General features: G+C 71.5%; 19 protein-coding genes. 17 read left to right on the forward strand and 2 right to left on the reverse strand.

The genetic code is table 11. The annotated features are described in order from the left end of the window. The first annotated feature begins 111 nt into the window (after nt 1–111). Complete coding sequence (locus ACGFYU_RS25485) at nt 112–1,518, forward strand: transcriptional regulator (protein WP_393829630.1); 1,407 nt, start codon at nt 112–114, stop codon at nt 1,516–1,518. Nucleotides 1,519–1,520: 2 nt separating this feature from the next. Beyond that, nucleotides 1,521–3,356 carry a DEAD/DEAH box helicase gene (locus ACGFYU_RS25490; protein ID WP_393829631.1) on the forward strand — a complete coding sequence of 612 codons (1,836 nt, stop codon included), beginning with the start codon at nt 1,521–1,523 and terminating at the stop codon, nt 3,354–3,356. A 51-nt stretch (nt 3,357–3,407) separates the two neighbouring features. Here ACGFYU_RS25490 and ACGFYU_RS25495 read toward each other — a convergent pair whose 3' ends face one another. Next, nucleotides 3,408–4,409, reverse strand: coding sequence for a tetratricopeptide repeat protein (locus ACGFYU_RS25495; RefSeq protein ID WP_393829632.1), 1,002 nt, complete (start codon nt 4,407–4,409; stop codon nt 3,408–3,410). Nucleotides 4,410–4,534: 125 nt separating this feature from the next. Between ACGFYU_RS25495 and ACGFYU_RS25500 the strand changes: the two genes are divergently transcribed. The 4 genes from ACGFYU_RS25500 (at nt 4,535) to ACGFYU_RS25515 (ending at nt 7,707) form a co-directional block, all read left to right on the forward strand. After that, nucleotides 4,535–5,317 carry a class E sortase gene (locus ACGFYU_RS25500; protein WP_393829699.1) on the forward strand — a complete coding sequence of 261 codons (783 nt, stop codon included), beginning with the start codon at nt 4,535–4,537 and terminating at the stop codon, nt 5,315–5,317. Nucleotides 5,318–5,422: 105 nt separating this feature from the next. Beyond that, nucleotides 5,423–5,791 carry a DUF6412 domain-containing protein gene (locus ACGFYU_RS25505; protein WP_393829633.1) on the forward strand — a complete coding sequence of 123 codons (369 nt, stop codon included), beginning with the start codon at nt 5,423–5,425 and terminating at the stop codon, nt 5,789–5,791. A gap of 120 nt (nt 5,792–5,911) precedes the next feature. Then, the gene (locus tag ACGFYU_RS25510) at nt 5,912–6,727 is read left to right on the forward strand and encodes a hypothetical protein (RefSeq protein ID WP_393829634.1); all 816 of its coding nucleotides are present in this window, start codon (nt 5,912–5,914) and stop codon (nt 6,725–6,727) included. A gap of 122 nt (nt 6,728–6,849) precedes the next feature. Next, nucleotides 6,850–7,707: a fumarylacetoacetate hydrolase family protein gene (locus ACGFYU_RS25515; RefSeq protein ID WP_393829635.1), complete on the forward strand. Its 858-nt coding sequence runs from the start codon at nt 6,850–6,852 to the stop codon at nt 7,705–7,707. Nucleotides 7,708–7,773: 66 nt separating this feature from the next. Here the strand turns inward: ACGFYU_RS25515 and ACGFYU_RS25520 are convergent, their stop codons facing one another. Then, nucleotides 7,774–8,898, reverse strand: coding sequence for a Gfo/Idh/MocA family oxidoreductase (locus ACGFYU_RS25520; protein ID WP_393829636.1), 1,125 nt, complete (start codon nt 8,896–8,898; stop codon nt 7,774–7,776). Between the two features lie 56 nt (nt 8,899–8,954). Between ACGFYU_RS25520 and ACGFYU_RS25525 the strand changes: the two genes are divergently transcribed. From ACGFYU_RS25525 to ACGFYU_RS25575, 11 genes are all read left to right on the forward strand, one after another. Beyond that, nucleotides 8,955–10,064 (forward strand): ROK family protein, encoded by a 1,110-nt coding sequence (locus ACGFYU_RS25525; RefSeq protein WP_393829637.1) that lies wholly within the window; start codon nt 8,955–8,957, stop codon nt 10,062–10,064. Between the two features lie 512 nt (nt 10,065–10,576). Then, a complete protein-coding gene (locus ACGFYU_RS25530; protein WP_393829638.1) occupies nt 10,577–11,311 on the forward strand; it encodes a hypothetical protein in 735 nt (244 codons plus the stop codon). Nucleotides 11,312–11,367: 56 nt separating this feature from the next. Then, the gene (locus tag ACGFYU_RS25535) at nt 11,368–12,132 is read left to right on the forward strand and encodes a GntR family transcriptional regulator (protein WP_393829639.1); all 765 of its coding nucleotides are present in this window, start codon (nt 11,368–11,370) and stop codon (nt 12,130–12,132) included. A gap of 148 nt (nt 12,133–12,280) precedes the next feature. Next, a complete protein-coding gene (locus tag ACGFYU_RS25540; RefSeq protein WP_393829640.1) occupies nt 12,281–13,402 on the forward strand; it encodes a TIGR03364 family FAD-dependent oxidoreductase in 1,122 nt (373 codons plus the stop codon). 5 nt (nt 13,403–13,407) lie between these two features. After that, the gene (locus ACGFYU_RS25545) at nt 13,408–14,118 is read left to right on the forward strand and encodes a phosphonatase-like hydrolase (protein WP_393829641.1); all 711 of its coding nucleotides are present in this window, start codon (nt 13,408–13,410) and stop codon (nt 14,116–14,118) included. Then, nucleotides 14,115–15,164, forward strand: coding sequence for an ABC transporter ATP-binding protein (locus ACGFYU_RS25550; RefSeq protein WP_393829642.1), 1,050 nt, complete (start codon nt 14,115–14,117; stop codon nt 15,162–15,164). The genes ACGFYU_RS25545 and ACGFYU_RS25550 overlap by 4 nt, the downstream gene beginning before the upstream one ends. After that, entirely contained in the window at nt 15,157–16,227 is a 1,071-nt protein-coding gene (locus tag ACGFYU_RS25555; protein WP_393829643.1) for a 2-aminoethylphosphonate ABC transporter permease subunit, read from the forward strand. Before ACGFYU_RS25550 ends, ACGFYU_RS25555 begins: the two co-directional genes overlap by 8 nt. Then, nucleotides 16,214–17,011 (forward strand): ABC transporter permease, encoded by a 798-nt coding sequence (locus ACGFYU_RS25560; protein ID WP_393829644.1) that lies wholly within the window; start codon nt 16,214–16,216, stop codon nt 17,009–17,011. Before ACGFYU_RS25555 ends, ACGFYU_RS25560 begins: the two co-directional genes overlap by 14 nt. Before the next feature lie 47 nt (nt 17,012–17,058). Further along, the gene (locus ACGFYU_RS25565) at nt 17,059–18,135 is read left to right on the forward strand and encodes a 2-aminoethylphosphonate ABC transporter substrate-binding protein (RefSeq protein ID WP_393829645.1); all 1,077 of its coding nucleotides are present in this window, start codon (nt 17,059–17,061) and stop codon (nt 18,133–18,135) included. Between the two features lie 142 nt (nt 18,136–18,277). Further along, entirely contained in the window at nt 18,278–19,789 is a 1,512-nt protein-coding gene (locus tag ACGFYU_RS25570) for an alkaline phosphatase family protein (protein ID WP_393829646.1), read from the forward strand. A gap of 102 nt (nt 19,790–19,891) precedes the next feature. Beyond that, the gene (locus ACGFYU_RS25575) at nt 19,892–20,671 is read left to right on the forward strand and encodes an HAD-IIA family hydrolase (protein ID WP_393829647.1); all 780 of its coding nucleotides are present in this window, start codon (nt 19,892–19,894) and stop codon (nt 20,669–20,671) included. The last annotated feature ends 74 nt before the right edge of the window (nt 20,672–20,745 follow it).

Raw genomic sequence — 20,745 nt, forward strand, 5'->3', positions numbered from 1 at the left:
GGCGGAGTCGCGCGGGGCGGTTCGCCAAGTACTCGAGCGGCGCCCGTAGCAAGCGCCTCCGGGTTAGCCGGCAGAAAGACGGGCGGACGCCCGAGTCAAGGAGACCTGTAGATGCTGAACCTCAATCTTCCTCCAGACGCCGTGCAGAACGCAGAGTTCGTGGCGCGGCGGCTCAAAGAGCAAGCCGATGTCGATGGTGTGCGGGAGACCGTGACCGTCGACTGGAACGGTCGGCCGCTTCACGTGGGCGTGATCGACGTGCCGCTTCGCTCCCTCTACTACAACCCGGCGACGCACCGGATCAGGGCGCAGCGGGGACATGACCCGGATGTCGCCCGCGTCCTGGAGGAGGACCCGTGGCGCTCGGAGAGTCAGGACTACCTGCACCGCCTGCTGGTGGGCAAGCCAGCCAATCCGGACGAGGTCGATCCCGACTTCGATGCGTTGATGGACAGCCTCAAGTCCGTCGACCAGCAGGAACCGGGCCTGATCACGCATGAGGGGATCCTGGTCAACGGCAACACCCGCGCAGCCGCGCTCCGGGAGCTGAAGCGTCCGTCGATCCGGGTTGGCGTGTTGCCTCCGTCCTTCACCTGGGAAGACATCAATGCTGTCGAACTAGCCCTTCAGCTCCGGCCTGACGAGCGCCGCGACTACTCCTACATCAACCGTCTGATCGCCATGGAGGAGCAGGAGCTGATGGGTCGCGATGCAGCCGACATCGCGCGCGCCTTCCACGTCCAGCTCAAGACCTTCAAGCAAGAGCGCTGGATCCTGGGTGTGATCAGGGACATGATCGACCGTAGCCGTACCCCCGAGGGGGCCCAACTGGCGCTGTCCGACTTCGAAGGGCACCAGGAGAACTTCAAGGAGCTGCACCGCACCTACATGAAGGTGGCCGCTGCCAGCCAGGAACGCGCCGAGCAAGTCAAGGAGAACAGGATCGTTGCCATCCTCCTCGACTTCGCGAAGACGAAGACGCGCCTCATCGGTGCAGAATTCCAGGCGGATTACTTGGAGGGCAATCTCCCGGACCTTCTGATCACAAGCCCTGACGAAGCGCCGGCAGCTGTCGCGATCCCTGGGCTTGCCGTCTCGGTACCTGCCGACTCCGATCCCGTCAGGCAGGCCCGTGCGGTGACGAACCAGGTCCTGCAGTCCAGGGCCTCGGAATCGGCGCGTCATCTCCCCGCCGAGACGCGGGAAGCCGCTCGGCAGGCGGTGGTACAGGCGCGCCGGGGCATGCGCCGTGCGCTTGACGAGGCGGAGCGTGACGACCGGCTCAAGCGAGTACGGCAGACCACCGCGGAGCGGCTGGACGACGCCCGGGCTGCGATCGACCAGAGCGTCGACGACCTCGTGCAGGCTCTGGGCAAGGACAGCCTGGATGAGGACAGCTTCGACAGCGCGCTGCTGCGGCTGAAGGGCAGCCTGACCAAGCTGGCGCGTCAGGCCAGCCGTGGTGTGGCCAAGCCCGGGCACGGCGTCAACTGGCTGATCAAGGCAAGCGAGGGCTGAACGTGCTCGACACGGAGGTGCCGTCGCTCCGGCTGAGTTTCGACGAGACCAGGACGAAGGTTGTCTTCAGGGCCCTTCCGGGGGGCCAAGGCCATCTGGTCAGGCTGATCGCCCGGTTTAACAGTGGCAGTCAGCGGGGGAACCTTGCTGCGGAGGTGGACCTTGAGGACTTTCTGTCCCGTCTCACCCTTCTTGGCCACTGGCACGATCCGGCTGGTGTGTCCTTTGCGCCGGACCTCAAAGAGCTCGCCGAGGCATCGGTCCGCGATGCCCAGGCGGTCGAGGCGCGCCTCACAGCCGGGAGCCGGGGCCAGGACGTCATGGGTCCGGTTGCCGTCTCGGCCGTTCCCGGCCTGCTGGGAACGGCTTGGATAGCGCCCCTCACGGACTTCCAGACGCGCGATATCGCGAAGCTGCTGTCACTCACGCACGGAGCAAACTTCAGCGTGCCCGGCGCAGGCAAGACTCGCACGGCCCTGGCCGCGTACGCAGCCTTGCGGGAGTCCGGCTCAGTACGGCGGATGCTAGTTGTCAGCCCCAAGTCGGCGTACGAGGCGTGGCGCGACGAGGCAGCCCTGTGCTTTTCGGAGCCTCCGGCAGTGCGTGTCTTCAAACGCTCGCCCGACAACGATGCGGAGATACTGCTTGTCAACTACGAGAGGCTGAGCCGCTACCAGACTGAGCTCGCGGACTGGCTCAGCACGGGACGCACCATGATGGTGCTGGATGAGGCCCACCGGATGAAGCTGGGCGTCCGGGGAACGTACGGAGCAACCTGCATGGCGCTGGGTCCACTGGCCAGGCACCGGCTGATCCTGACGGGTACGCCAGCGCCGAACGGTGCCAGAGACCTGGAGAGCTTGCTGTCCTTCGTGTGGCCGGGGCACGGCCGGAGAGCAGTGGACAGGGCTGTGGCTGGCGGAGACCTCGCGCACGCAAGCAGGGTCCTGCGGCCGCTGTTCACACGTACGACGAAGAATGAGCTGGGTCTGCCGCCCGTTGACGTCCGGGTCAAGTACGTAGACCTTCCAGCAGCGCACCGCAAGCTGTACTCGGCGCTGCGCAACCAGCTCACCGGGCTAGCTGCCAGAGAGCAGGAAGAGTTCACCAGACTCGGCAAGGTCCTCGTGTACCTCATGATGGCCAGCACCAACCCGGCGCTGCTGGATACAGGGTCGGATCGCTACGAACCGCTGCCGTTCTACGTGCCCCCCCTGCGCCCCTCGGACGGTATGCCCCTGAAGGAGCTCATGCGGGATTTGCCCATGTATGAGACCTCGCCCAAATACGAGGCGGTTCTGCGGACGGTCTCCGAAAACGCCAGGGCTGGACGCAAAACGCTCGTGTGGTCCACGTTCGTCAGGAACCTGACCACGCTTGCGGGAGCGTTGGGCAGGTACAGGCCGGCCGTGGTGCACGGTGGAACGCCGGACAGGGACGAGGAGATCCGAAGATTCCGCGAAGACCCCGACTGCATGGTCCTGCTGTCCAATCCCGCGACCCTGGGCGAAGGAATCAGCCTCCACCACGTGTGCCACGACGCGATCTACGTGGACAGGGACTTCGCCGCGGGCCGGTTCTTGCAGAGCCTGGACCGGATCCACCGGTTGGGGCTAGCTGCCGATACCCACACGCGTGTCACGGTGCTCCTCGCGCGCGGCACCATCGACGGCATCGTCCACGACCGGCTGGGTCACAAGCTGGAGTTCATGGGCAAGATTCTGGATGACCCGCTGGTACAGGAGCTGGCGGATCCGGAGGAGGACGCTACCCCTTGGGGTATGGATGCCGCGGACCTTCGCGCCCTGATCCGCCACGTTGAGGAGCCGTCCGGATGACAGTCCAGGACGGCCCGCCCGCCCACATGGAGCCCTGACGCCCTCCGTCGCTTACATCGCCCCGTGGCACTCGTTGTACGGCTTGCCCGAGGTGCACCAGCAGGGGGACGTGGGGGTGGGGGGCCAGGGGGTGGCTTTGCCGCGGGCGGCCAGGGTGGTGGCGTATTCGGCCAGGAGGGACGGGGAGGCCGGGGAAGTTTTCTCCGAGGCGGCGAAGGCCTCGTACGAGGGGACGCTCGCCGTGACGATGCCGAGGTTCGTGGTGCCGGAGGTGGCCAGGGCTCGGAGGGAGGACTCGATGTCCCTCAGGTGGGCCTCGTGGGACGGGTACTCCGATGCCAGGGTCGGGTACGAGGTGAGGAGCTCGGCCAGTTCGCGGGCCGGCCAGTGGAGGATCGCCACCGGGAAGGGGCGGGACAGCGCGGCGCGGCGGTCGCCCAGTTCGGCGCGCAGGCGGGCGATTTCGGCGCGGAGTTCGGCCGGGTCGTCGGAGCCCAGGGCCCAGATGCGCTTCGGGTCGTGGAGTTCGTCGAGGGGGATCGGCCCGATGTGGCGGGTGTCCGCGACCATGTCCCAGTCGTCGTGCGGGCGTCCGAGGAGGCGGCGGACGCGGTGGCGGCCCGTCAGGAGGGCGGTGGTGGCCGTCGTGAGGGGCTCGTGCTCGGTGATGAGGAGGGACGCGGCCTCGGTGAAGCAGTCGTGTGAGGCTTCCAACTCGTCGTGGGTTTCGAGGGCTTCCGCGATGACCTCCCACGGGGCCGGGTCCTTGGGGGCGGCGGCGCGGATGCCCGAGATGAGGGCGCGGGCCTCCGGCTCGTGGCCGTACTCCCACAGGTTCGCCGCCTGCAGGGCCTTGATCAGGTACGGATTGGCGGGGGAGGCCGAGAGGAGCTGGTCGTAGAGGGTGCTCGCCCGATCGCGTTCGTCGGCCAGTTCGAGGTGGGCCGCGGCCTGGAGGAGCAAGGGCTCCTGGTCCTCGGGGTAGCGGGTCGCCGTGCGGATGAGGCGCTCGGCTTCGGCGATGTGCTCGGCAGGCGTCGTGTCGGGGCGCATGGTTTACACCGTACTGCCGCTGGTCAGTTGACGGGGGAGGACTTAGGGTGCGGCCCGTGCGAGATCGCATACCTGTGGTGGTGCAGGGGAGCGGCCGGCGGGTGCGCCGGGTCGGTCTCGCGGGTGTGTTGTGGGCGTGTGCCGAGGCGATCACCACGGTGGGTGTGGTGGTGGCGTTGCTGGTGGTGCACCAGGTGTGGTGGACCAATCGGCAGGCCGCGGCGGCCGCGCGGGAGCAGGTCCAGGCGTTGGAGAGTGAGTGGGCAGGCGGGGCTGGTGACCGTTCCAGTTCCAGTTCCAGTTCCGGTTCCAGTTCTGGTTCCGGTTTTGATTCTGGGTCTGGGTCTGGGGCCTTCTCTTCTTCCAGGGCCTCTTCCGCTGCCGGAGGGGATTCGTCTTCCGGTGAGGTGCGGGGTGGGGGAGCTTCGGCGTCCTCGCCTTCCGCTGCCAGGCCGCCGGTCACTCAGGACCGGGCGTACGCCGTCCTGCGCATCCCGCGCCTCGGCCTCGTCGTCCCCGTCGCGCAGGGCGTCGACAAGCGCAGCGTGCTCGACAAGGGATACGTCGGCCAGTACCCCGGGACCGCCCGGCCCGGGGAGCGCGGGAACTTCGCGCTGGCCGGGCACCGCAACACCCACGGGGAGCCGTTCCGCTACATCAACCGGCTGCGCGAGGGTGACCAGCTGATCGTGGACGTGAAGGGGCGCAGGTACACGTACGTGGTCGGGAAGGTGCTGGCCGAGACGACCGAGCGGGACACCGGGGTCATCGCGCCCGTGCCGCGCAGCATCGTGAAGCCGGATTACGGATACGGCGAGGCCGGTTCGTACATCACGCTCACCACCTGCACGCCCGAGTACACCTCCAAGTACCGGCTCGTCGTCTGGGGGACGCTCGCCGGCCCGTGATCCGGTTGTCAGTGGGCCCGGCTAGTATCGATCACGAGTACCTGATCTCGTACGGGAGTTCGTGCGGGAGTTCGTGCACTGCGGGATGGGGAGGGGGAGGTCTGCATGGGTCGTCGGCATCGTCGGCGCGGCGGGGAACGCTCGCTGTCCTTCCTCCTGTTCACCCGGCTCGCACGGGTCTCGCGGGTGGCGGCTGTGCTGCTGCCGTTGGTGCTGCTCGGGGGAGTCCTCGGGCTGTTCGCCGGGGAGAGCGGGCTGGGCGCCGTGGTGGTCGCCCTCGCGGCCACCGTCGCCGTGGGCGCCGAGGCCCTGGCCGCCGCGGCACGCCTCGTGCGGCCCGTGCCGCCGCACCGAATACGCACCGCGATCCGTGATCGCGAGCAGCGCACGGCCTTCCTGCCGCAGCGCGATCCCGATGCCTCGGGCCGGTCGCGGCCCAGGGCGCCCAGCCGTCTGGTCCCGACGGCCGCGTAGGGGCGCGCAAGCTCGCGACACCTCTGCACCTCATCGCACCCTTTTTGCTGCGTCCCTCGCGGGTCGTCACGCCGAAATGCCTCTTCTTCGACGTTCGACGAGACCCTTCGGAGGGCCCGCGTGTCCGTTTTCACCCACCATGTTGTAGAGCTGGGCCAGCTGCTTGAGCCGGTTCTGGCCGAGTCCGCGACCGCTGCCGCGATCGTGCTGTTCACCGTGCTCGTACGGCTCGCCCTGCACCCCTTGAGCCGCGCGGCCTTCCGCGGTGCGACCCCGGTGGCCGGCTGCCTGCCCGTGCTGTTGCAGCTGCCGGTGTTCTTCCTGATGTACCAGGCGTTCTCGTCGGCGGACGAGCTGCTCGCGCACCGGCTGTTCGCCGCGCCGCTGGGGGCCCGGTGGAGCGAGGCGCTGGGGGAGGGCGGCCTGGTCGGGGCGCAGGGGCTGGTGTTCCTGGGGCTGTTCGCCGCCATCGCGGCGGTGGCGGCCTGGAGCGCGGTACGGGGGCGCCGCGCGGCCGCGGCCGCGGCCCTGGTTCCGGGCGGTGCGGGTGCGGCGGGTGCCGCGGGCGGTCCGGGGGGAGCGCGAGGCGCGGGTGGTGCGGGAGGCGTGGGTGGTGCGGGCCGGGCGGGGGCTGCGGGCCGTGCCGGGAACCGTGGCCGTGCCGGGAACCCGGGTCGCGCCGGGAACCCGGGCCGTGTCGGGAACGTGGAGCGCGCGGGGGCTCGGGCGGTTCCGGTTGGGGTGAGTGCCGAGCAGCAGGAGATGGTGCGCAAGCTGGGCGGCGTACTGCCCCTGCTGTCGTTCGGGACGCTGATCACGGCTGCCGTGGTGCCGCTGGCCGCCGGGCTGTACCTGCTGACCACCACCGCGTGGTCGGTCGCGGAGCGCGCATGGCTTCAGCGCCGGGCTGCCGGAGCTGCGCGTTCCAGTCTGTGAACAGGGTCTTGCGGATTGGGCGGACTTCTTGGAGGATTCACCAATCCTCCGATGGCCGCAACCCATCGTCCGGCCCGGGGCATGCCCATGGGCCGACCACCCTCGACCACGGGAGAATGCCCATGAAGCTGCTGCGTGTCGGACCGGTCGGGTCGGAGCGCCCCGCGCTGCTCGACCAGGACGGGACCCTGCGTGACCTGTCCGGCCTGATCACGGATGTGGACGGCGCCCTGCTCGCCGACGACTCCGTGCTGTCCCGGGTACGGGAAGCGGCCGAAGCGGGCGAGCTTCCGGTTCTCGACGCCGAGGGGCTGCGCATCGGGTCGCCGGTCGGCCGCATCGGCAAGATCGTGGGCATCGGGCTGAACTACTTCGGGCACGCCGCCGAGATCGGCGCCGAGCCGCCGGCCGAGCCGATCCTCTTCCTGAAGGCCGCGGACACCGTGGTCGGCCCGGACGACACCGTCCTCATCCCGCGCGGCAGCGTGAAGACCGACTGGGAAGCCGAGCTCGGCGTCGTCATCGGCAGCACCGCCCGCTACCTGGGCTCCGCCGAGGAGGGCCTCGCGCACGTCGGCGGCTACACGCTGGTCAACGACGTCTCGGAGCGCGAGTTCCAGATCGAGCGCGGCGGCACCTGGGACAAGGGCAAGAACTGTGAGACCTTCACCCCGCTCGGCCCCTGGCTGGTCACCGCGGACGAGATCCCGGACCCGCAGGTCCTGGACGTGAAGCTGTGGGTGAACGGTGAGCTCAAGCAGGACGGCAACACCGCGGACCAGATCTTCCCGGTCGGCGAGGTCGTCCGGTACCTGAGCCAGTTCATGACCCTGTACCCGGGCGACGTCATCGTCACCGGTACGCCGGCCGGCGTGGCCATGGGCCAGCCGGAGCCGAAGCCGTACCTGCGGGCCGGTGACGTCGTGGAGCTGGAGATCCAGGGCCTGGGCCGTCAGCGCCAGGAGTTCAAGGGCGCGTAACCCGAAGCGACGCGGGAAGGGGCGGGGCCGCCGATGGTGGCCCCGCCCCTTCGTGTGCGTGCCCCGCTACGGAGCGGCGGGCGCGGCCGGGATCTCGACGACCACCCCGGCCCGGGACGAGACGCGGGCCGCCTCCAGTACGTCGAGGCAGTGCGCGGCCTCGTACGCGGTGACGGGGGCGGGCCCGCCGTCGCGCAGCGCGGCGGCGACCGCCGCGTAGTAGGCCGGGTAGTCGCCGGGCTCCGTCCGGAGCGGGGTCCCGCCGCCGGTCAGCGGGGACTCGCCCGAGCCCAGGCGCCCCCACAGGTGCTCGGGTTCCTCGCCCCAGGGAGCGTCCTGCCCCGGCCGCAGCCCCTCGCGCAGGGCGCCCTCCTGCGGGTCGAGGCCGTACTTCACGTAGCCGGCCCGCGAGCCGAGGACGCGGAAGCGCGGGCCCAGTTGGGCGGTGGTGGCGCTGACGTAGAGGTGGGAGCGGACGCCGTTCGCGTGGGTGAGGGCGAGGAAGGTGTCGTCGTCGGCCTCGGCGCCGGGGCGGCGCAGGTCGGCCTCCGCGTAGACCCGTACGACCGGGCCGAACAGCACCAGCGCCTGGTCGACGACGTGGCTGCCGAGGTCATAGAGCAGGCCGCCGATCTCCTCGGGGGCGCCCGACTCGCGCCAGCCGCCCTTGAGCTGGGGGCGCCAGCGCTCGAAGCGGGACTCGAAGCGCTGGATCTCGCCGAGCTCGCCGTCGGCGAGGAGGCGGCGGAGGGTGAGGAAGTCGTTGTCCCAGCGGCGGTTCTGGAAGACGGAGAGGAAGGTCCCGGTCCGCTCGGCGAGGGCGGCGAGTTCGCGTGCCTCGGCGGCGGTGGCCGCGAGCGGCTTGTCCACGACGACGGGGATGCCGGCGGTGAGGGCGGCGGTGGCCAGCGGGACGTGGGTCCTGTTGGGGGAGGCGATCACGACGAGGTCGAGGCCGTCGCCGTCCTCGCGGTCCCACAGCTCGGCGGCGGACGCGGCGATGCGGACCTCGGGGAACTCGGCGCGGGCCTGGGCCTGCCGACCCGGGTCGGAGGTGACGACGGTGTCGAGGACGAGTCCGTCGGTGGCGGCCACGAGGGGGCCGTGGAAGACGGAACCGGCGAGTCCGTAGCCGACGAGGCCGACGCGGAGGGGAGCGGCGGAGGGGGAGGAGGGGGCGGGGGCGTTCATACCGGCCACTTTGGCAACAGTGTTGTCTAAGTGCAAGGAGGGTGGACAATGGGCTGGTGAACAGGGGTAGCGGGGACTGGCAGGGTGGCGGTGGCGGCGGCGTGAATCTGCCGGCGCTGCGCGGGCACAACGAGGCGCTGCTGCTGGAGCTGCTGCGCGGCGCCGGGCCGGCGGGCCTGGGCCGCAGCGAACTCGCCGCCCGTACGGGGCTCACCCCGCAGGCCGTCAGCAAGATCACGGCGCGGCTGGGTGCGGAGGGGCTGGTCGGGGAGGCGGGCCGGGCCCCGTCCACCGGCGGCAAGCCGCGCACCCTGCTGCGGCTGGTGCCGCAGGCCCGGCACGCGGTCGGGGTGCACGTGGACCGCGACGAGATCCGGGCGGTACGGGTGGACCTGGCGGGCGTGGTCGTCGCGGAGAGCGGCGGACCGCTGGACTTCGGGGCCGGGCCGGAGGTGGTGGTGGAGGCGGTCGTACGGGAGGTCGCGCGGGTGTCCGATCCGGCCGGGCCGCCGCCGCTGGGCATCGGGGTGGCCGCGCCGGGGCCGCTGGACCACCGGACCGGGGTGATGGGCCGGGTGACCGGGTTTCCGGGCTGGGAGGGTTTTCCGCTGCGGGAGGCCCTGGAGGGGCGGCTGGGGGTGCCGGTTCCGGTGCCGGTGGTGCTGGACAAGGACACGAACGCGGGGGTCGCGGCGCCGAGGGACCCCGCGTCCCCCGCCTCCACCTCGGTGTACCTGCACGTCGGGACCGGGCTCGGGGCGGGGCTGCGGCTGGGCGGTGAGGTCTACCGGGGAGTGCGGTCGGGGGCGGGGGAGTTCGGGCACCAGGTGCTGCGGCTGGACGGGCCGTTGTGCCGGTGTGGGGGGCGGGGGTGTGCGGAGGTGCTGTGCCTGGAGGCGGTGGCCCGGGGGGATCTGGCGGAGGCCGCGCGGATCCTGGGGGAGGGGGCGGCGAACCTGGTCGCGCTGCTGGACGTGGACCAGGTGCTGCTGGGCGGGCGCGTGGTGGGGGCTGCCCCGGAGGTCTTCGTGGAGGGGGTCCGGGCGGTGCTGGGGGCGCGGGGGCGGGCGCTGGGTGCGGAGCCGGTGGTGGGGCTGGCGGTGAGGGGCGTCGCCGAGGGCGCCGCGGAGTTGGCCCTACGCCCGTTCTTCGGCCGCCCAACCTGACCACCCTCGGGGCGGCCCCGGGCCCCGGGTGCGCCGCCGCTGCCTGGGGCCGGCCCCCGGGCCCCGCTCCTCAAACGCCGGAGGGGCTGGATTTGGTCCGCCCGAGTGCGCAGGTGCGGCTCCAAGATCGGGGCTCCGCCCCGGACCCCGCGCCTCAAACGCCGGCGGGGCTGATTGTGGCCGGGATTGCCCGGAGGGCGGCTTCAGCCCCGTCGGCGTTTGAGGCGTCGCCGGGGGCGAATCCAGCCTCTCCGGCGTTTGAGGAGCGGGGTGCGGGGCGGAGCCCCGGATCCTTGGGCCGCACCGGAGTGATCAGCCCCCCGCCGGGGAGTCTGCCCGGCCCGGCGGAGCAAAGGGCTTGACCGCGTCGGCCGTCTGGGCGTAAACCGGAGCAACTCGGGCGCGGTGTGCAAGGGGAGGCAGGCCGGCATGGCAGGGTGCGGGCAGGACGGCCGGGGTGATTGTCACCTGGTCCGACCATCGTCCCGTCCGGCGAGCAGCGAAGGTCTTCCATGCGACTGCGCAAAGCCCTTGCCCTCACCGCCGTACTCGTAGCCACCACCGCCCCCACCGCGGCCGCGGACATCGGCACCGGCGGCGGCGCCCGCCCCGCGCCCGCGCTGCCCTCCCGCGCGCAGGCCACCTGCGGAGACGGGAAGAGCACCGCCTTCCCCATCGGGGCCCGCATCCGCGGCGGCCCCGCCGTGTACCGCACCGGCGGCGGGCCGCAGACCTGGTACCTGGACCTGACCAACACCACCAACTCCACCTGCACCGCCATCCACCCCGTCGTCGTCCTCACCGACAAGGCCCGCGCCCTGCGCCCCGCTCACCTGCGGATGGAGTTCGACGCCCCGAGCGGCACCCTCCCCGTCAGCCTGGAGCGCACCGACCGCGACGAGATCATCGCCGTCTTCGACGGCGGCGACGCCTTCCCCGGCTTCACCGTCGCCCCCGGCGGTTCCCTGACCGTCAAGGTCGCCCTCGCCTTCTCCCCCGACGCCCCCACCGGCGAGGTCGTCGCCGACGCCGCCCTGGTCCAGCGCAAGGGCGACGACGGCGACTGGATCGGCGAGGCAGGCGGCTACCGCTTCTCCGTCGAGGGCCCCGAGGGCTCCGGCGAGGCCGGCTCCCTCGCGCACACCGGCCCCCGGGAGTGGACGTACGGCGCCGGGGCCGCGGCCGCCCTCGCCGCCGGCGGCGGACTCCTGCTGGGAGCCCGGCGGCTGCGCCGCCCCGCCCCCTGATTCCGCACCTCCGGGCGCGAAGCCGTCCGTACACGCGGCCCGCATAGAGTCCCCCCGTGGAAGAACAGAACCAGCACCACCGCCCGGGCTCGCCCGTCCGCTCCGGCATCCCCGAGCACGGCCGCATCCCCAAGTACTACGCCGTCAAGGCCCGCATCGCCGAGCTCCTCGACGAGCTGGGCGAGGGCGGCACGCTCCCCACCGAGCGCGATCTCGCCGAGCGCTACGAGGTGTCCCGCGAGACCGTCCGCCAGGCCCTGCGCGAGCTGCTGCTGGAAGGCCGGCTGCGCCGCTCCGGCCGCGGCACCGTCGTCGCCGGCCCGAAGCTGGAGCAGCCGCTCTCCCTCGCCAGCTATACGGAAGGCGTACGCCGCCAGGGGCGCAGGCCCGGCCGAAACCTCATCGGCCTGGAGCGGTTCCCCTGCCCGCCCGACCTCGCCCCCGGCATCGGCGCCGAGCCCGGCGAGCCCGTCTGGCACCTGGAGCGCGTCCTGCTGGCCGACGACGAGCGGGTCGGGCTGGAGAGCACGTACATCCGGGTGGCTCGCGCCCCCCGCCTCGACGTCGATTTCCGGCCGGACTCCTCCTTCTACGGATACCTCCACGACAGCCTCGGCATCTCCTTCGGCGACGCCGACGAAAAGCTGGAGACGGTCCTCGCGACCCCCCGCGAAGCCCTGCTGATCGGCACCCCGCCCGCTCTCCCCATGCTGCTCATCCACCGTTTCTCGCGGGACCAGGACGGCCGGCCCCTGGAGCGGGTGCGTTCGCTCTACCGTGGCGACCGGTTCAGCTTCACGACCCGCCTGCGGCCCGAATAGTCCCGAGCCGATCCCCCCACACCGGCTGTAAAGGGACGTATTCAGATCACGGGAAGGTAACGGGTCTAGTCCAAGCGTCGGGGGCTGTTCACCGGCCCGTTGCCGGGCGGATCCTCACGGGTCACGGGCCGCGCCCACCGTGGTCGGCGTGAGAGTCATAGTCGTAGGCGGCGGCGTGGTCGGCACCATGCACGCCTGGCAAGCAGTCGAACGCGGCCACGAGGTCGTCCAGATCGAGCGAGAGGCGGAGGCCCGCGGCGCGTCCCTGCGCAATTTCGGCCAGATCTGGGTCAGCGGACGGGCCGGGGGCGAGGAGCTCGACACCGCTCTGCGGGCCCGCGAGCTCTGGGAGCGCATCGGCGCGGAGGTGCCCGGCCTGGGCTTCCGCGCCATCGGCTCCCTCACCCCCGTACGCAACCCCCGCGAGTACGCCGTCGCCGAGGCCGCCGCGGCCCGCCCCGACGCCGCCGCCCGCGGCTACGAACTGGTCACCGCCGCGGAGGCGCGGGAGATCAACCCGGCCCTGCGCGGCGCCTTCGAGGCCGCCCTGTGGTGCGAGCGCGACGCGGCCGTCGAACCGCGCACCGCGCAGCTCCACCTCCGCGAGGCGCTCCGGGCCACCGGCCGCTACACCTTCCTCCCCGGCCGCGAGGTCCGCGAGCTCGCCGGCCCCGGCGCCGTCCGCGACGACCACGGAGACGTCCACCGCGGCGACGCGGTCGTCCTCGCCACCGGCGCCTGGCTGTCCGGCCTGGTCCGCGAACTGGTCCCCGACCTGCCCGTGCGCCGCGTCCGGCTCCAGATGATGCAGACCGCCCCCCTCGGCGAGCCGCTCACCACCTCGGTCGCGGACGCCGACAGCTTCCGCTACTACCCCGCCTACAAATCCGCCGCCCTCGACGAGCTCAACTCCGGGCAGGCGCAGGCCCCGATCGCCGCCGAACACAAGATGCAGCTGCTCATGGTCCAGCGCCAGGACGGCGGGCTGACCATCGGCGACACCCACGAGTACGAGCACCCCTTCGCGTTCGACACCCTCGAGGACCCCTACGAGCACCTCACCGAGGTGGTCGAGTCCTTCCTGGGCCGCCCCCTGCCGAAGATCCGGCGCCGCTGGGCGGGCGTGTACGCGCAGTGCACCGACACCACCCGCGTCGTCCACCGCCAGCAGGTGGCCGACGGCGTCTGGCTGGTGACCGGACCCGGCGGCCGCGGCATGACCTGCTCGCCCGCCATAGCCGAGACCACCGCGAACGAACTGGGCTGGTAAGCACCATGACCGACACTCAGCGAAACCAGCGCGACCAGCGCAACCTCATCGTCCTCGACATGGCCGGAACCACCGTCGCCGACGGCGGCCTCGTCGAGCGAGCCTTCGAGCGCGCCGCCGAGCACCTCGGCGTCGAAGCCGGCACCCCCGACCACGCGGAGAAGCTCCGCTACGTCCGCGACACCATGGGCGAGTCGAAGATCTCCGTCTTCCGCCACCTCTTCGGTACGGAGGAACTCGCCCAGCGCGCCAACTCCGTCTTCGAGGAGGCGTACGGGGACCTCGTCGACAGCGGTCTCATCGCCGAGATCCCCGGAGCCCGCGCCACCATCGAGAAGCTCCGCGCCGACGACCGTACCGTCGTGCTGACCACCGGTTTCGCCCGCGTCACCCAGGACGCCATCCTCGACGCCCTCGGCTGGCGGGACCTCGCCGACCTCACCCTCTGCCCCGCCGACGCGGGCGGCCGCGGCCGGCCCTACCCGGACATGGTCCTGGCCGCCTTCCTGCGCACCGGCGCCGCGGCCGACGTACGGGACATGGTGGTCGCGGGCGACACGGCGTACGACATGCTCAGCGGCCGCCGCGCCGGGGCCGGCATCGTGGCGGGCGTGCTCACCGGCGCCCACGACCGCGCCGCCCTGGCGGAGCACGGCGCGACCCACGTGCTCGGCTCCATCGTCGAACTCCCGCGGCTGCTGGCGGAGCCGGCGTGAGCGGCATCCGATTCGACGGGGTGTCCGTCGCCTACGGCGGCAACACCGTCCTGGACTCCCTCGACCTGACCGTCGAGCCCGGCGAGGTGATGGCCCTGCTCGGGCCCTCCGGCTCGGGCAAGACCACGGCGCTGCGCGCGGTCGCCGGTTTCGTACGGCCCGTCGCGGGCCGGGTGCTGATCGGCGGCCGGGACGTCACCGCGCTCCCGCCGCACAAGCGCGGCATCGGCATGGTGGTCCAGCAGTACGCGCTGTTCCCGCACATGCGGGTCGAGGAGAACGTGGCCTTCGGCCTCAAGGCGCAGAAGGCACCGAAGGCCGAGATCCCGGGCCGGGTCGCCGAGGCCCTGGAGCTGACGGGCATGGCGGCCTACGCGCGGCGCCACCCCCGCGAGCTGTCGGGCGGCCAGCAGCAGCGGGTCGCCATCGCCCGCGCCCTCGCCATCCGCCCCGGGGTGCTCCTGCTGGACGAGCCCCTCTCGGCCCTCGACGCGCAGCTGCGCTCCGGGATGCTGGCCGAACTGGCCCGTCTGCACCGCGAACTGCCCGACGTCTCCATCCTGTACGTCACGCACGACCAGGTGGAGGCGCTCACCCTGGCCGACCGCATCGCGGTCATGGACAAGGCCCGCCTGCAGGACTGCGGGACCCCGCAGGAGCTGTACCGGGCCCCGCGCACCGAGTTCACGGCCTCGTTCGTCGGGAACGCGAACCTGCTGCCGGTGACGGTGGCCGAGGCCGGGGCCGTCTTCGCGGGCCGCCCGCTGGTCCTCGACCGCGGCCGCGCGGCGCCGGGCTCCACGGCCACCCTGTGCGTACGGCCGCACCTGCTCGGCCTCGGGGCCGGCCCCAACGCCCTGTCCGGCACGATCGCCGAGGTCCAGTGGCGCGGCTCCACGCACCGCCTCTACGTCGACGTGGACGGCCACCGCGTCAAGGCGGACCTCCCGGAGCTGCGGGAGACCCCGGCCCTCGGCGACCGGGTCACCCTCCACTTCGCACCCCGGGACGCCGTGCTGCTGGCCGCAGGGGTGTCGGATGCCTGACGCGACGCGCCGCCGCACCCTGCCGGTCCCGGCCCAGGGCTCCGCCCCGGCCCCCGCGCCGCGAACGCCGAGGCCGGACGGTACCGCCGGGGCCTCCGGCCCGGATGCGCAGGCTCCCGCCCTCCGGGGCGAAGCCGCCCCGGAGGCCGGCACCCGCCGGGACGGCGCGCTCCCGCCGGGGCCCGGCCGAGCCACCACGCAGGGGACCGGCACCGCCGACCGCCGAGCCACTCCGGAGGGGGTTAGGGTGCCGCGCGGCGTATGGGCTCTGCCGCCGCTCGCCGTGCTCGGGCTCGTGTTTCTCTATCCGCTCGCGCTCGTCGTCCAGCAGTCGTTCAGCCCCGAGAACGGGGGCGGTGCCTTCGGCGCGTACGCCTCCGTCTTCGCCTCGCACGGCTTCCGCGAGGCCCTCGGGACCACCGTCTGGCTGGCCGTCGGCGCCACCGCCGGCTGTCTCCTCCTCGGCTTCGGGCTCGCGCTCGTCATCGCCTTCGTGCCCTTCCCCGGCGCCAAGGCCGTCGCGAAGTTCATCGACGTCTTCCTCTCCTTCCCCTCCTTCCTCATCACCCTCGCCCTCCTCTTCATCTACGGCACCGTCGGCATGGCCAACGGCCTCGCCACCGGCCTCACCGGCGCCGCCGAGGGCCCCTTCCACTTCCTCACCACCCCCTGGGGCGTCCTCCTCGCGGAGATCACCTACTTCACGCCCTTCGTGATGCGCCCCCTGCTCGCCGCCTTCTCCCAGCTGGACACCGCCCAGCTGGAGGTCGCCGCCGGCCTCGGCGCCCGCCCCGCCCGGATCATCCGGAAGGTGATCCTCCCCGAGGCGCTCCCGGCCCTCGCCGCCGGCGGCAGCCTCGTCCTCGTCATGTGCCTCAACGAGTTCGGGATCGTCCTGTTCACCGGAGCCAAGGACGTCACGACCCTCCCGATGCTCGTCTACGGCAAGGCGATCCTCGAATCCGACTACGCGGCCGCCTGCGTGGTCGCCGTCGTCAACATCGCGATCTCCGTCGGCCTGTTCGGCCTCTACCGGGTGGTGAGCAAGCGTGCTGGTGCATAGCCGGGCCGGCCGCTGGGCGGCCTGGGCCCTCTTCGGCCTCCTTTTCCTCCCCCTCTTCGCCCTGCCCCTGCTCGTCGTGGTCGCGGCCTCCTTCGCCACCCACTGGTCCGGAGCCTTCCCCTCCGGCCCGACCACCGCGAACTACGCCTCCGCCGTCCAGGGCGAATCCCTCCAGGCCCTGACCACGAGCCTGGTCACCGCCGTCGTCGCCAGCCTGCTCGCGCTCACCGTCGGCACCTGGGCCGCCCTGGCCGGCGCCGCCCTCGGCAAGCGCGGGAAGCGGTCCCTGGACGCGCTGTTCATGCTGCCCGTCGCCGTGCCGTCCGTGGTCGTCGGCCTCGCCGTCCTTGTCGCCTTCAGCAAGCCCCCGCTGCTGCTCAACGGCACCAGCTCCATCGTCATCCTGGCGCACACGATTCTTGTCACGGCGTTCGCCCACCAGTCGGTTTCGGCCGCGATCGTTCGTCTCGACCCCGCGTACGAGCAGGCGGCGGCCTCCCTGGGCGCCCGCCCCGCGTACGTGCTGTGGCGGGTCAAGCTCCCCCTCCTGCTGCCGTCCCTCACCGCGGCCGCCGGGCTTTGCTTCGCCCTGTCCATGGGCGAGTTGAGCGCCACGATGATGCTCTACCCGCCGGACTGGATGCCCCTCCCGGTCCGCATCTTCACCGCCACCGACCGCGGTTCGCTCTTCGGCGGCTCCGCCGTCGCCGTGGTCCTGATGGCCACCACCCTGCTGGTCCTCCTGGCCGTCTCCCGCGTCCGCACCAAAGCCTCCTACCGCTGAACCGCACCGCGTCACCCGCCGACTCCCTTTCCCCGTAAGGAAGTTCCATGCCCAGCAAGAGACTCCTCCGCGCCACCGCCGCCGTCACCGGCAGCCTCGCCCTCGCCGCCTCCCTCACCGCCTGCGGCGGCTCCGCCTCCTCCGCCGACTCCAAGGGCGGCGAGAAGGTCGTCACCGTCTACAGCGCCGACGGCCTCAAGAGCGACAAGGGCGACGGCTGGTACGACAAGGTCTTCGCCGAGTTCACCAAGAAGACCGGCATCGAGGTCAAGTACGTCGAGGGCGGCTCGGGCGAGATGGTCCAGCGCGCCGTCCGCGAGAAGACCAACACCCAGGCCGACGTCCTGATCACCCTGCCGCCCTTCATCCAGCAGGCCGACGGCAAGGGCCTCCTGCAGTCCTACAAGCCGCAGGGCTCGGAGAAGGTCAACGGCGCGAACAAGTCCTCCGACGGCAAGTGGACCTCGGTCGTCAACAACTACTTCGGCTTCGTCCACAACAAGAAGGAGCTCACCGAGGCCCCCAAGACCTGGGAGGAGCTGCTCGACGCCAAGTACAAGGGCAAGATCCAGTACTCCACCCCGGGCGTCGCGGGCGACGGCACCGCCGTCCTCATCAAGGCGATGCACGACTTCGGCGGCAAGGAGCCGGCCCTGGAGTACCTGAAGAAGCTCCAGGCCAACAACGTCGGCCCGTCCTCCTCCACCAGCAAGCTCGCGCCGAAGACCGACAAGGGCGAGCTCCTCGTCGCCAACGGCGACGTCCAGATGAACTTCGCGCAGTCCAAGTCCATGCCGAACCTGGGCATCTGGTTCCCGGCCAAGGAGGGCGCCAAGCCCACCACCTTCGCCCTCCCGTACGCCGCCGGCCTGGTCGACAAGGCCCCGCACACCGAGAACGGCAAGAAGCTCCTCGACTTCATGCTCGGCGAGGAGGCCCAGAAGCTGGTCAGCGAGGTGGGCGGCGGCTTCCCGGCGCGCACCGACGTCAAGCCCACCGACGCCAACGCCGTCGAACTCACCAAGCTCATGACCGGTGTCGAGGTCTTCGAGCCGGACTGGGCCGACATCGACAAGAACCTCGCCGCCTACGTCGACGCGTGGAAGTCGGCAACCGGAAGCTGACTGGTCGCCTCCTGGTCACCCGCGGCCGGGAGAGTGACGCTTGCATAACGGGTCTGGACCGAAGGGCGGAGACGCGCCTTCGGTCCGGACCCGGTGCGTGTCCCCGCACTTCCCGCCGCTCACCTGCTCCCAGGAGGAGTACGTGTCCACTGTCCTGCCCGGACGTGTCCTCGCCGTGGCCGCCACCGCCCTGGTCGCCGCCACCCTCGCGACCACCCCCGCCACCGCCGCCGCGGCCGCCACGACCGACAAGGTCCTCGTCATCGGCATCGACGGCACCGTCCTCGACCGCGTCAAGGCCGCCAACGCGCCGAACCTGCAGGGCCTGATGGCCCAGGGGCTCACCGCCCGCAGCACCCTCTACGCGAACCCGATGGCCGCCACCTCCTCGGGCCCCGGCTGGTCCACCATCGCCACCGGCGTCTGGCCCGACAAGCACGGAGTGAAGGACAACTCCTTCACCGGCAAGAACTACGCCGCCTACCCGGACTTCCTCACCCGCATCGAGAACGCCAAGCCGGCGCTCAACACCTACGCGGCCGCCGACTGGGAGCCCATCACCTCCACCGACCAGAACGGCCCGATCTTCTCCGCCAAGGTCGACAAGCGCCTCTCCCTCAAGGGCGACCGCGACGGCTACGGCAACGAGGACCCGAAGATCGCCGCCGCCGCCTCCGCCGAACTCCGCGACCAGAACCCCGACGCGGCCTTCGTCTACCTCGGCCAGGTCGACTCCGCCGGACACTCCTACGGCGCCGCGAGCCAGCAGTACCTGGATGCCATCGGCCGCGTCGACACCATGGTCGGCCAGCTCCTCACGGCCGTGCAGAGCCGCCCGACGTACGCCCAGGAGAACTGGAAGATCCTGGTCACCACCGACCACGGCCACACCGACGCCGGCGGCCACGGCGGCTCCACCATCCAGGAGCGCGGCACCTTCGTCATCGCCAAGGGCGCGGGCATTCCCGCCGGTTCCGTACGGGACGACGTACGCCTGGTCGACGTGGCGGCGACCGCGCTCCAGCAGGTCGGCGTCTCCACGACCGGGCTGGACGGCGTCCCGCTGAACGCCCCCGACAGCGACCCCTTCGACACCCTGCGCCCCAATCTCCAGGGCCGCGTGGACGAAACGGGCATCCCGGCCGGAGTGAAGGGCTTCACCCACACCCCGCCCGCCGGCTGGTCCGTGGACAACTCCAAGATGGGCACGGGCGGTGTCACCGAGTGGGCCGGATGGGCCTTCGCCACCGACGAGTTCTGGAGCCAGGCGCAGCGCGACCAGTGGCGCGAGCTGAACGTCCGCTCCCGTGACGTCTTCGCCGTCGCCGACTCCGACGAGTGGGACGACAAGAGCCACACCGGTACCTTCGACTCCACCCTGATCACCCCCAAGTGGGCGGTCACCGGCGGCACCACGCGGAACCTGACCTTCCAGACGCACTACCGCCAGGAGTCCGGCCAGACCGCCCAGGTCCTCGTCTCCTACAACGGCGCCACCCCGACCGTGGTGAAGTCCTACACCGCGGACGCCGTCGCCAAGGCCGAGTCCGTCCCGCTGCAGATCCCGGCGGGCGCCACCGACGTCCAGATCCGCTTCCGCTACAGCGGCAGCAACAACTGGTACTGGACCGTCGACAACGTCCAGCTCGGCTAGGGGCTGTCCGGGCCGTGGACGCCGACGCGGTCCACGGCCCGCTCCCGCTAGGGTGGTGGTACAGACCACAGGTCAGAGGCCCCCCAGAGCGGAGAGAAGTCCGTGGCAGAGCGCAAGCCGATCGAATCCTGGCTCACCGACATGGACGGGGTCCTCATCCACGAGGGCACCCCGATCCCCGGTGCCGATGCCTTCATCAAGCGGCTGCGCGACTCCGGCAAGCCCTTCCTGGTGCTGACCAACAACTCCATCTACACCCCCCGCGACCTCCAGGCCCGCCTGTCCCGCATGGGCCTCGACGTCCCCGTCGAGAACATCTGGACCTCCGCGCTCGCCACCGCCAAGTTCCTCGACGACCAGCGCCCCGGCGGCACCGCGTACGTCATCGGCGAGGCCGGCCTGACCACCGCCCTGCACGACATCGGCTACGTCCTGACCGACCACGAGCCCGACTACGTGGTCCTCGGCGAGACCCGCACCTACAGCTTCGAGGCCATGACCAAGGCGGTCCGCCTGATCAACGCGGGCGCCCGCTTCATCTGCACCAACCCCGACGAGACCGGCCCCTCCACCGAGGGCCCGCTCCCGGCCACCGGCGCGGTCGCCGCGCTGATCACCAAGGCGACCGGCAAGAAGCCGTACTTCGCCGGCAAGCCCAACCCGCTGATGATGCGGACCGGCCTCAACGCGATCGGCGCGCACTCCGAGACCAGCGCGATGATCGGCGACCGGATGGACACCGACGTGCTCGCGGGCCTGGAGGCCGGCATGCAGACTTTCCTCGTCCTCACCGGTCTGACCTCGATCGAGGACACCGAGAAGTTCCCGTACCGGCCGACCAAGACGGTCGACTCGATCGCCGACCTGGTCGACCTCGTGTAACGCGTACGGCTGACACGTACGGCGCCGCTCCGGATGCGGAGCGGCGTGGCGCGCGTGAATCTCCTTGTTGAGGA

This window comes from Streptomyces sp. NPDC048337 (assembly GCF_043201175.1).
Classification (GTDB): Bacteria; Actinomycetota; Actinomycetes; order Streptomycetales; family Streptomycetaceae; genus Streptomyces.

Excerpts from the sequence above, each read along its gene's own strand:
- ACGFYU_RS25545 (WP_393829641.1), top strand. The coding sequence starts at position 13,408 with ATGACCGACACTCAGCGAAACCAGCGCGACCAGCGCAACCTCATCGTC.
- ACGFYU_RS25530 (WP_393829638.1), top strand. The coding sequence starts at position 10,577 with ATGCGACTGCGCAAAGCCCTTGCCCTCACCGCCGTACTCGTAGCCACC.
- ACGFYU_RS25495 (WP_393829632.1), bottom strand. The coding sequence starts at position 4,409 with ATGCGCCCCGACACGACGCCTGCCGAGCACATCGCCGAAGCCGAGCGC.
- ACGFYU_RS25515 (WP_393829635.1), top strand. The coding sequence starts at position 6,850 with ATGAAGCTGCTGCGTGTCGGACCGGTCGGGTCGGAGCGCCCCGCGCTG.
- ACGFYU_RS25555 (WP_393829643.1), top strand. The coding sequence starts at position 15,157 with ATGCCTGACGCGACGCGCCGCCGCACCCTGCCGGTCCCGGCCCAGGGC.
- ACGFYU_RS25520 (WP_393829636.1), bottom strand. The coding sequence starts at position 8,898 with ATGAACGCCCCCGCCCCCTCCTCCCCCTCCGCCGCTCCCCTCCGCGTC.
- ACGFYU_RS25485 (WP_393829630.1), top strand. The coding sequence starts at position 112 with ATGCTGAACCTCAATCTTCCTCCAGACGCCGTGCAGAACGCAGAGTTC.
- ACGFYU_RS25565 (WP_393829645.1), top strand. The coding sequence starts at position 17,059 with ATGCCCAGCAAGAGACTCCTCCGCGCCACCGCCGCCGTCACCGGCAGC.
- ACGFYU_RS25505 (WP_393829633.1), top strand. The coding sequence starts at position 5,423 with ATGGGTCGTCGGCATCGTCGGCGCGGCGGGGAACGCTCGCTGTCCTTC.